The organism is Scytonema sp. HK-05, assembly GCF_963872035.1.
GTDB lineage: Bacteria > Cyanobacteriota > Cyanobacteriia > Cyanobacteriales > Nostocaceae > Kalymmatonema.
The window spans coordinates 1-9,928 of record NZ_CAWMYC010000052.1 but is presented as its reverse complement, the minus strand read 5'-3'; the positions used below and the strand labels follow the sequence as shown (position 1 = coordinate 9,928).

The following is a 9,928-nucleotide window of genomic DNA, read 5'->3' as shown; positions in this document are numbered from 1 at the left end:
CTACAGAAGAAGAGATGCTTTCGTCACTCACCGCCTTACATCCCCACCGCATAGGTGGATGGGGTATTACGGCGATTTGATAAAAATTCTTGTGTGCAATGCGTGCGTCTTACTCGTCGTCCGGTGTGGTTAGGTTCTCTTCATTGGTATCGACGACAAAGACGGCTAGCATACGCATGGGTTGAGTATCACTGGCATTTGCGCTGACACGATGATGATCGCCAGGTACTTCAAAAAAGTTCTCACCAGCGTGATACACCTGCTCCGGATTATCATTGATTTTGCTACGAATTGCACCTTCGAGCACTGTTGCATAGATAAAAGCCGAGGCTGCATGGGTATGTGCAGGTGTTGAGCCACCTGGCGGATATTCGACCAGCAAGCCTTTGATACTCTTTCCTGGCACATTGGGAAGGGCGTGATCAAAGACCAGCGTTACCTTAGACGTATCATTAGACGTATCAGCAGATAAATCATTGACTGAAACTGCGAATACGGGTAGAGTTGCGAATATGGAGAGCGCTGTGAATATGGAGAGAGTCATGAATGCAACTCGCGAGAAAATAAGAGTAAACATTTCCGTTCTCCTTGCGTAAATACAAACTGGTGAATATAAATCCGTCTGATGTGCTCCCATGCTGAATCAAGCAGATCGCGGATTAGACAGGTGTTGGTTGAGTTGAGCGTTGCAAAACTCAGCAGTTGCGGAATGTTGGGCTTTGTGTCCTCAACCCAACGTATGTCAGCATTGAATTTTCATTGCTGATCTTTAACAGTTATCAGTTATCAGTTATCAGTTACCAGTTACCAGTTACCAGTTTTTTGGTCACTGTTTACTGGTTACTGCGGCTGGTAGTGTTCACTGTTTTAAGCGATAGAGCGGTTGAGCCAGTCCTCGAAACGGGTCGAGCCAATGAGCGAGTTGCCCTGCGGAACCAGCTGATCGTTCAACGCTGCACCAAAGTAACGGGCGTGAGTGTCTACAACCACCTGACGTGAGTCGTGAGTTGCACTCAGGAATTGGCGGACGATTTCCTCGAAACGGAACCGCTCTGGACCCGCTAAATCGATAATGCCGTTTACTGGCGCTCCCAGTGTGATATCGACCAGCGCGTCAGCAACGTCCTCCGACAGGATCGGCTGGATAAAGGCAGGGGGCAAGTGAACTGTTTGCCCATCGGTGGGGAATTGAGCGATGATCGTCTCGATGAACTCAAAGAACTGCGTAGCGCGAACAATTGTATAGGGTATTGCTGCGGACTGGATCAACTTTTCCTGAGCGACTTTCGCACGCATATAGCCGCTATCCGGGATGCGATCGGCACCGACGATTGATACTGCAATGTGATGACCCACACCCGCGTCTGCCTCCGCTGCAAGTAGGTTCCGGGATGACTCAAGGAAGAACTCTAACACCGCCGCATCCTCAAAGGAGGGTGAATTCGTCACATCGACAACAACTTGAGCACCCACTAACGCCTCAGCCAGTCCCTCACCCGTAACAGCGTTGACACCTGAAGAAGGGGACGCTGCTACCGCCTCATGTCCGAGCTTCTGTAGCTTGCTGACAAGCTTTTTACCAATCAGCCCACTGCCACCAATGACAACAATTTTCATGACAACACCTCTGATAATTTAAAGAACATGGTTGTTGAGTTTTGAGCCATCCGCAGTGAGTTGTTCTCAACTGAGATGGCTGTTTCTACCCGCTTCAAGTAGCGACACTTTCTGCCTGAGATCATCGTGCTCATACCAATTCTCTGTAAAAAAAGCACTTAATACTTACTCTTTCACTCAGCCGCGTACTTGGCGACGCCCTTCGGGTATCTCCTCCGGAGAGGCTGCGCCAACGCCAGTTCCCGCTTGTTGGGAAACCCGCCTAAGCCCTGCGGGCAGGCTGCGCCAACAGGACTGGACTCACCAGTCGCCTAGGTCGGGAAACCAACGCCCTTCGGGTATCTCCTCCGGAGAGGCTGCGCCAACGCCAGTTCCCGCTTGTTGGGAAACCCGCCTAAGCCCTGCGGGCAGGCTGCGCCAACAGGACTGGACTCACCAGTCACCTACGGCGGGAGACCCTTTCGGCAGTCGCCTGCTGTCGGGAAACCCTCCAAAGGGCGCTGCCTCACTGCAGTGCTGGCTCCTCCTGCAGCGCTGGCTCGTCTTGGCGGTTCGTTTAATAAATATTAAGTGCATCTTCAGGTCGAATTGGTATCAGCGATTCTTGCGACAGAACCCAAAATTTTGCATCCGGTCAGCTTAGTCGCTTATTTGATCTCAGCCGGGTCAAACTCGGTAACTCGTCCCGGACGGGCAGCCAGAAAGACATCGTAGGAAGTACAATAGGCAATCGTGACATCATTGGCTTTGTTGTAAAGATGAACCACGGTATTCGCTCCTCCGGGTTGAAGGGCAATGGGTTCCAGGTCCCCAAAAAAGAGACGACGAATGGTATCACCGCTGCCCAATTCATCCCTTAATTTCCGTAACAGAGCCAGTTTCCCTTCCAGGGTTGGAGGGGTTGGATCAGCAGGATGCTTTGCTTGAGTCATAATTGTTCTCCAATGTTGTTGAAATCTACGGGTCAAACTTTTTCACTAGTTGAAATGCTCAACTTTGTTTAGACAGGGAGATTGAGTTTGGCAGTCACCGTTGCGAGTTTGCTGCCAAGTTGCAAGATACTTGTCTGTTGGGCTTCATCCTTCAAATTGCCATTCTCATCAAACGCTTGATAAGCGTTCCCAATTGCCTGCTGATCTGGCAACACCAGAACCCCAATGTTTCCAAGAATGGAACGGACATGAGTTAATCCTCGTAAGCCTCCCAAATTTCCAGGGGAAGCACTCATTAACACCGCAACCTTTTCTTTGAAACACACCAATGAAGGTTCGTCCGGTTCAGGACGCGATGCCCAATCGTTGGCGTAGCCTCTCCGTCAGGAGATTCGCATTTTTCAGCAGTGGGGTGATCGAACTGTTGTATTCTGGGGAGGCAATGAGGAATCCCTGATGCGCTTTCATTAGGGCCTTGAGCTTGAGGGCATTCTCTGGCAGTCCCTCAGCCTCCTCCAAATCCCCATCATAGAGCGGTAAGGGCAGATCGCGGAAATCCAAGTAGGTCACTTCTGCACCTGCGGCTTTAGCTCCTTCAACGGCAATTTTCACCAGTTTTTTGTTGACAGAATCTTGGCGAGCACTCCCGGCAAAAGCGAGAATTTTGGCAGTGATCATGAATTCCTCCTTTCTTTCTAGTTTTCTCGTGATGAGTTTATGGTTGTTGAGTTTTGAGCCATCCCCAGTGAGTTGTGAAAACACGAGAACTCACCTTTGATCGGCAATGTTTTTCACTCATGGCATTCCCACAGCGGTACGCAAACCGGAACAGTAGGGCACGATAGTGGTTAAAACCATTGAGAGAAACTCATATCGCCTTCTCTGGTGGCTGAGTCGTTCTCAACGCCAATACACTAATCCAACATCCCAATCCATCGACAATTAACATCAGGTAAGCGGTGACTTGGAAAAGCAAGCCCCATCCTTCAAAGGAAACTTGAGAAACATGATCGGGGCTAATGACCAAGTGATGATTGTAAATTGCAGAAAGGAGTGAGCCTGTCATTGAACCCAGCAAGAGCCAGCTACCGATGCGGTAGAACGGCGTCCAGAGTAAACCGGCTGCAATAATGGGAGCCAATATCACCACACCCCCCACAAACAAACCCTGAAGCAGAGAAAGGGGAATTGGGATTTCGTTATGCGCTAAGCCATGTAGTCCATGAAGGAGTACGTGCATGACTACGATCGCTGTTCCATAATGAGCAATCTTCATCTTCTTCTCCCTTCACTGGTTAGTTAGCATGAGCCGCAGTGGTGCTAACCGTCCATTCCAACGGTCGCGGCTGAAAATTCAGTTCGCGTTTTGCCTTGGCATTTGATGCGCCTCGCATCTGAGTCTGGTAGTAAACAATATCCGCACCACCCTCCATTTTGAGAGCATCCTCAACCGATACCCGTGGCGGGGGTGGAGCATTCAGCGAGCGAGCAAACGCAGGCAGCCAGTCGCGCACCGCTAAAGGCTGATCATCGACAATCAGATAAACACCCCTGTTGCCCTGCTCTGCGGCGGCAACGGTGGCGATCGCGGCATCTTCAATGTGTATCCACGACCAGACGCCATCCCCATTGCCGACGATCGGAAACTGTTGCTGCCGCACCTGTTGCCCTACATCACCATCCGAGTTGAACCAGGTGCCGGGTCCGTAGAAGAAGCCATAGCGTAAAGCGATTCCCTCCAGATCAGGTGTTTGGAGCAAACGACGCTCAGTCTCAGTGACGAGGCGAGCATCGGCGGCAACAGCGGGGGAGGCATCAAGCGATAACGGTGTTTCCTCATCTGCCAATCCAGCACCGGGAATTCCCCAGAAGGCCATCGACTGTTTCAGGAAACGGCGCACCCCTGCTGCCTTTGCTGCCGCCAGCACATTGCCTCCCCCTTCCGACCGAATCCGCGTATTCAGAGCCGCTGTCGCATTCATGGATTCGCGAGTGTAAGTTCTGGGTAGAGCGGTGAGTTGTTCAATCACCACCTCTGGTTGAGCGCGAATGACCGCCGCTTTAACTGACTCTGCGTCGAATACATCCGCGATCGCCGGTTCGATTCCCTGTGCCGCTAAGGACTGTGCTCTTTCTTGGGTGCGGGTCAGCGCGACAACATTGTGTCCTCTGGCAAGTAATTGGTCGAGCGTTGGGCGACCGATCGCTCCTGTTCCCCCGGCAACAAAAATCTTCATCTGTAAATCCTCCAAAACTTGTTGGCTAGTACGGTACTACATTTAGATTGATGAGCTTGCTGCCCACCTCGGTTAACTTCATTCTTCTGCGATCGCTCAATTTAGACCACTCAAGTTCTTTGAGTTAAAACGTGATTTCATTGTACTGTGCTTGAGGAACGCCACCCTAGGCACTTACAAGTAATAAAATATCATCCCGGCATAACCTAGATTGAACTACCGCAACCAAACAACGCTTAGACACGGCTGGATATTTTATTTTTTGGATCTCCCCTAAGTGAGCCACAAGCAATTAAACCTGGTATACTTTAACCAAAATGGAATCATTTGCCTTTTATCTGTGTTGCTGAAACTCCCCGTGAGTCCTTGATTAAAGAAACGCCCGATATTTTAACAGTGAACAGCTACCTACGCAGTTATCAGTTAAATACGAGTCGTCGCGCGTCCCCCACCAATTAGACCAGAGAGCGTTGGTGGCGGTGAGCGCATCCCCCAAAGCGCCCGCCGTCAGGACTGATAAGTGATAAGTGATAACTGATAACTGATAAGTGATAAGTGATAAGTGATAACTGATAAGTGATAACTGATAACTGATAACTGATAACTGATAACTGATTTAAGAAAAGCGCTCTGTCGTTTGCACCATCGGCTAATATATGGATTCCAACCCATCAAAAACTAGACGAGGTCGCTCCACTTCTTTTCGAGTGCGAGGAGCCATCCTATCGCCTCAAGGGTGGCAAAAGTTTCAGACGGCAAAACAGCAGGCGGAATCCGACGAAACCTGGGGTAAGCGCTTCAGCCAGGAAGATCTCAGCGCTCGCACCGGACTCTCCCTAAATACCCTCGCTCGCATCTTCAAGCGCGAACTGGGGGTCGATCGCCAGTCATTAGAGTATCTGTTCCGGGCGTTTGGGCTGGAATTGACGCAGGCAGACCTGACATCGCCAGCCTCATCCCAAGAGACTGTGAGCCGGTGGACAAATTCTTAACAGGACTGGGATACGGCAGTCGATGCCTCAGCGTTTTATGGGCGTGAGGTAGAACTGACACAACTGTGGCAGTGGATTGTATCTGATCGCTGTCGCATAGTCGGGTTGTTGGGCATTGGCGGCATTGGCAAAAGTACGATCGCCGTCAAAGCTGCGCTTGGGATGCAAGCAGAATTTGAGATTGTCGTATGGCGCTCCCTGGCTAATGCACCACCGCTGGATGAACTCCTGTCAAGCCTGCTTACGTTTCTCATGCCGCTTTATGGGGAAGATCCCATCATTCCTACCACGCTCGCTCAGCAAATTTCCAAACTGATGCAATATCTGCGGTCGCGTCGGTGTTTATTGCTGCTCGATAATGCTGAGACCATTTTGCAGCGTGAGGCAGTGGGACAATGGCTCTCGGGCTACGAAGGTTACGGACAATTGCTCAGAACCATTGGCGATACGTCCCACCAAAGTTGTTTGTTGCTCACTAGTCGAGAAAAGCCACGCGAAATAGCACTGATGGAAGGGGCACAGGTGCTGGTGCGCTCGCTGACCTTGAGCGGGCTGACACCTGATGACGGACGCGCCATCTTTCGGCAAAAAGGAGCGTTTACAGGTTCACAAGCCGAATGGGAGACTTTAATCCACCACTACGGTGGCAATCCTCTGGCATTGAAACTGGTGGCAGCCGCAATTGAGGATTTGTTTAACGGCAGCATTACAGAGGTGTTGCCCTATCTGAGTCAGGGATTGGCTGTTTTTGAAGACATCCGCGATTTGCTCTCCCGTCAGTTCGCTCGCCTGTGTGAAGCGGAACAGAAAACACTGTCCTGGTTTGCAATTCATCGGGAGCCAGTCTCGATTTCAGATATTCGAGAGAACGTGGTTGATCCTGCAGCTCAACAAAGTGTACCTAATTTGATCAACTCACTACTGAGGCGATCGCTCATTGAAAAAACCGATGGGTTATTCTTCTTGCAACCTGTGGTGATGGAATATGTCACAGAGCGATTCGTGCAGCTTCTTTGCATCGAATTTGAGACGCAGCAGCTTAACGTTTGGCAAACGCATCCCTTATTGCCAGTACAGGCAAAAGATTACATTCGAGAGATTCAGAGGCGCTTAATTGTGCAACCTGTGATGGAACGGCTGCTGTCTCGCTTTGGCAGTGTGACGGCGATCGAGGCACAAGCAAAGCACTTATTAAGGCAACAGGGGCAGAAACCAGGGTATGTGGCAGGCAACTTGATTAACCTGCTGGTGCAGCTTCAAGTCGATTTGCGCGGCTCAGATTTTTCTGGTCTTGTGGTGCAGCAAGCCGACTTACGGCAGGTCGATTTAGCAGGAGTCAATTTTCAGAATGCTGACTTAACGAAATCTATCTTTTCAGAAACATTCAGTATTGCCATGTCGATCGACCTGAGTCCAGACGGTCAGACGATGGCAGTGGGCGATTCCAGTGGCAACATCTATCTCTGGAACATCAGCACAACCCAACTCTTAGCCACCTTTTCAGGTCATATCGGCTGGGTTTGGTCGGTTGCCTTTAGTCCGGATGGCAACATGTTAGCCACCGGCAGTACGGATAGTTCGGTGCGCTTGTGGGATGTCCAAAGTGGGCGATGCTTGCAGGTGCTAACAGAACATACCGGTGGCGTTCGATCAGTGAGTTTTAGTGTCGATGGTCAGCAGTTAGCGAGCGGCAGTGAAGATAAAACGGTGCGCCTATGGAATTTGCAAGGGCAGTGTCTCCGGGTTTTGAAAGGACACACCCAGAGTGTTTATTCTGTCCACTTTGCTCCGAATCAGCAAACCTTAGCCAGTAGCAGTAATGATACAACCGTTCGGATCTGGGATGTGAGCAATGGCAACTGCCTGAGTATCTTACAGGGGCATACCACCGGGGCTCAGTGTGTGCGCTACAGCCCGGATGGTCAACTGCTCGCTAGCGGATGCCGGGATGGATCGATTCGACTGTGGAGCGGTGATTGCTCCCACAATCGAGCGTCCAAGCCTAGTATCATAAATTCCAGTGTCAAGCTACTGCAGGGACATACCGACTGGGTTTGGAACATTGCCTTTAGCGCGGATGGTCATTGGTTAGCCAGTGCCAGCCTCGACGGTACGCTACGCCTTTGGAGTATTCAAGATGGGCAACCCATCTATGTCCTTGAGGGTCATACCCACGATGTTTTTGGGCTTGCCATCAGTGCCGATAGTCAATTGTTGGTCAGCACAGGAGAAGACCAGACGGTGCGGCTGTGGCATTTACAGAGCGGAAAGAGCCTGAAAATGTTGCGTGGATACACGGGTGGAATTCACTCGCTGAGCCTCAGCTCGGACGACCAAATCCTTGCCAGCAGTGGTCAGAATGAAATGATTCAGTTGTGGCATTTGCAACCAGATGGCAATCTGTCATCGTATCACCCCTACAAAACGTTTCCCAGCCCAACCCGTCGGATGTCATCATTCAGCAACGTCAGCTTTAGTCCCGATAATCAAACTCTCGCGATCAATCGACACGATGAGTCGATCGCTCTATGGAATATTCAAACTGGGCACCTCGATCGATGGTCAGCGCACAACGCGGCCGTGTGGACAGTGTTGTTCAGCCCAACGGGACAAATTTTGGCAAGCAGTAGTTATGATTGCACCGTGCGACTGTGGGATGTGCAAACGCATCATTGTTTGCATGTGTTACGCGGACACCAGAACGGTATTGCTGCGATCGCGTTTGACAAGAGCGGTCAATGGTTGGCAAGTGGCAGTTTTGATCTGACCATTCGCTTTTGGGATGTGCAAACTGGAGAATGTTTGAGGGTATCGCAGGGACACATCGGTGCAATTTTCGCACTGGCATTTGATTCGGGTGGTCACCGACTGGCAAGCGGCAGTCAGGACCAAACGGTTCGATTATGGGATGGGCAAACTGGAGAATGTCTGAAGGTTTTGCAGGGGCATACAGGAGCCGTCTGGACGGTTGCCATCAGTCCCAACGGTCGATTCCTAGCAAGTGGCGGCGATGACCAAACGATTCGACTGTGGGATCTGCAAACGGGGCATTGCCTTCACATCCTGGGCGAACACACCGGTTGGGTTCGGTCACTGATCTTTAGCTCTAATGGTCAAATCTTATTCAGTGGGAGTGACGATCGCACAATCAAGCTTTGGGACGTGCAGGCAGGACGTTGTATCGAAACGTTGATGGTCAATCGCCTGTATGAAGGCATGAATATTCAAGGCGCAACCGGGTTGACCGTGGCTCAAAGAGCTACCCTGAAAGCATTAGGGGCAATTGACCATTGAAGCGACATCCAGCCAGCTTCAGCGCCTTCGCTTGTGTTCGATTGTGTCTAGCAACTGTTGAAAGGCGTCATCGCGATTGCGCCATTCCCTCGTTCACGAGTTGGTCAACTCGTTCATTGGCGTAGATATAACCTGCGGAATGTAGGTTAAATATGACGATGCACGACCTTCCAAGAATGACATCTCAAAAATGTTCAGATTGTGGTGCAATTGTGAAAAAGTCTCTTTCAACTCGCACCCATAAATGTAACTGTGGATGCGACTTGCAAAGGGATGTTAAGTAGGTCGGTACAAATAAAGTTAACGAGTTTCGGGAGTCCTTAGTCATTAGTCATTGGTCTAAGGCGCGGGTTTTAGAGGCTTTTACATTTCTTAACATAGTTCGGTTTATTTCTACCTATCTACTTAATGCGGCAATCAATATTCTCAATCGCGGCATCGCTACCGGAGGGCATCCGGGAAGTAACGCTACAGGACTAGCAACCTCTACTCTAGTTGGTGAGACCAGTCCTGAAGGAGGGTCTCCCGACCTAGGGAACTGGCGAACCCGAAGGGTGAAAACCTGCGCTTAGCAAGTAACTAGGAAGAATGTAGAATCCCCTGGCAATAATCAAAACGAGCGATAGCGTTCGCGTAGCGTGTCCGTGCCTCCTCCGGAGGAGCTTGCGCTAACGGCCTCAAGCCGTGCCCGTAAGCGCAAGCGCACACCGAAGTGTTGGCGCAGCCTGTCCGTAAGGAATTACGCGCAGCGTGTCCGTAAGGACTCAGGGCTCAGGACATAGTTTTGATAGCCAGGGGAGTGTAAACTACCCGCACTGATTCGGGGTACCGAATACAGTGTGGGCTTTCAGTAGCC

At 50.6% G+C, this 9,928-nt stretch carries 10 protein-coding genes and 1 pseudogene; 3 read left to right on the top strand and 8 right to left on the bottom strand.

The annotated features are described in order from the left end of the window. Positions 1–109: 109 nt before the first annotated feature. The 8 genes from AACT52_RS08540 to AACT52_RS08505 all read right to left on the bottom strand — a co-directional run bounded on the left by AACT52_RS08540 (position 110) and on the right by AACT52_RS08505 (position 4,786). Entirely contained in the window at positions 110–577 is a 468-nt protein-coding gene (locus AACT52_RS08540) for a cupin domain-containing protein (protein WP_073636526.1), read from the bottom strand. Between the two features lie 290 nt (positions 578–867). Continuing rightward, entirely contained in the window at positions 868–1,617 is a 750-nt protein-coding gene (locus AACT52_RS08535; RefSeq protein WP_073636525.1) for an SDR family oxidoreductase, read from the bottom strand. Continuing rightward, a complete protein-coding gene (locus tag AACT52_RS08530; RefSeq protein ID WP_158055029.1) occupies positions 1,614–1,751 on the bottom strand; it encodes a hypothetical protein in 138 nt (45 codons plus the stop codon). The genes AACT52_RS08535 and AACT52_RS08530 overlap by 4 nt, the downstream gene beginning before the upstream one ends. 513 nt (positions 1,752–2,264) lie before the next feature. Further along, a complete protein-coding gene (locus tag AACT52_RS08525; RefSeq protein WP_073636524.1) occupies positions 2,265–2,549 on the bottom strand; it encodes a hypothetical protein in 285 nt (94 codons plus the stop codon). 68 nt (positions 2,550–2,617) lie between these two features. Then, positions 2,618–2,875 carry an NADPH-dependent FMN reductase gene (locus AACT52_RS08520; RefSeq protein ID WP_337251830.1) on the bottom strand — a complete coding sequence of 86 codons (258 nt, stop codon included), beginning with the start codon at positions 2,873–2,875 and terminating at the stop codon, positions 2,618–2,620. A gap of 19 nt (positions 2,876–2,894) precedes the next feature. After that, positions 2,895–3,311, bottom strand: coding sequence for an NADPH-dependent FMN reductase (locus AACT52_RS08515; RefSeq protein WP_233154258.1), 417 nt, complete (start codon positions 3,309–3,311; stop codon positions 2,895–2,897). Positions 3,312–3,417: 106 nt separating this feature from the next. Next, complete coding sequence (locus AACT52_RS08510) at positions 3,418–3,825, bottom strand: hypothetical protein (RefSeq protein ID WP_073636523.1); 408 nt, start codon at positions 3,823–3,825, stop codon at positions 3,418–3,420. 19 nt (positions 3,826–3,844) lie between these two features. Further along, positions 3,845–4,786: an NAD-dependent epimerase/dehydratase family protein gene (locus tag AACT52_RS08505; RefSeq protein ID WP_073636522.1), complete on the bottom strand. Its 942-nt coding sequence runs from the start codon at positions 4,784–4,786 to the stop codon at positions 3,845–3,847. A 656-nt stretch (positions 4,787–5,442) separates the two neighbouring features. On the opposite strand from AACT52_RS08505, the gene AACT52_RS08500 reads away from it, so the two are divergent. The 3 genes and pseudogenes from AACT52_RS08500 to AACT52_RS08490 all read left to right on the top strand — a co-directional run. Then, positions 5,443–5,778 carry a helix-turn-helix domain-containing protein gene (locus AACT52_RS08500; RefSeq protein ID WP_233154257.1) on the top strand — a complete coding sequence of 112 codons (336 nt, stop codon included), beginning with the start codon at positions 5,443–5,445 and terminating at the stop codon, positions 5,776–5,778. A 54-nt stretch (positions 5,779–5,832) separates the two neighbouring features. Continuing rightward, complete coding sequence (locus AACT52_RS08495; RefSeq protein WP_272937159.1) at positions 5,833–9,072, top strand: WD40 repeat domain-containing protein; 3,240 nt, start codon at positions 5,833–5,835, stop codon at positions 9,070–9,072. Positions 9,073–9,242: 170 nt separating this feature from the next. Beyond that, positions 9,243–9,350 (top strand): annotated as a pseudogene (locus AACT52_RS08490) (zinc ribbon domain-containing protein); the annotation flags it as partial. Positions 9,351–9,928: the final 578 nt, after the last annotated feature.

Bases quoted from the DNA above. Each gene is read 5' to 3' on its own strand.
- AACT52_RS08500 (WP_233154257.1), top strand. From the start codon at position 5,443: ATGGATTCCAACCCATCAAAAACTAGACGAGGTCGCTCCACTTCTTTT.
- AACT52_RS08530 (WP_158055029.1), bottom strand. From the start codon at position 1,751: ATGAGCACGATGATCTCAGGCAGAAAGTGTCGCTACTTGAAGCGGGTA.
- AACT52_RS08540 (WP_073636526.1), bottom strand. From the start codon at position 577: ATGTTTACTCTTATTTTCTCGCGAGTTGCATTCATGACTCTCTCCATA.
- AACT52_RS08510 (WP_073636523.1), bottom strand. From the start codon at position 3,825: ATGAAGATTGCTCATTATGGAACAGCGATCGTAGTCATGCACGTACTC.
- AACT52_RS08505 (WP_073636522.1), bottom strand. From the start codon at position 4,786: ATGAAGATTTTTGTTGCCGGGGGAACAGGAGCGATCGGTCGCCCAACG.
- AACT52_RS08535 (WP_073636525.1), bottom strand. From the start codon at position 1,617: ATGAAAATTGTTGTCATTGGTGGCAGTGGGCTGATTGGTAAAAAGCTT.
- AACT52_RS08525 (WP_073636524.1), bottom strand. From the start codon at position 2,549: ATGACTCAAGCAAAGCATCCTGCTGATCCAACCCCTCCAACCCTGGAA.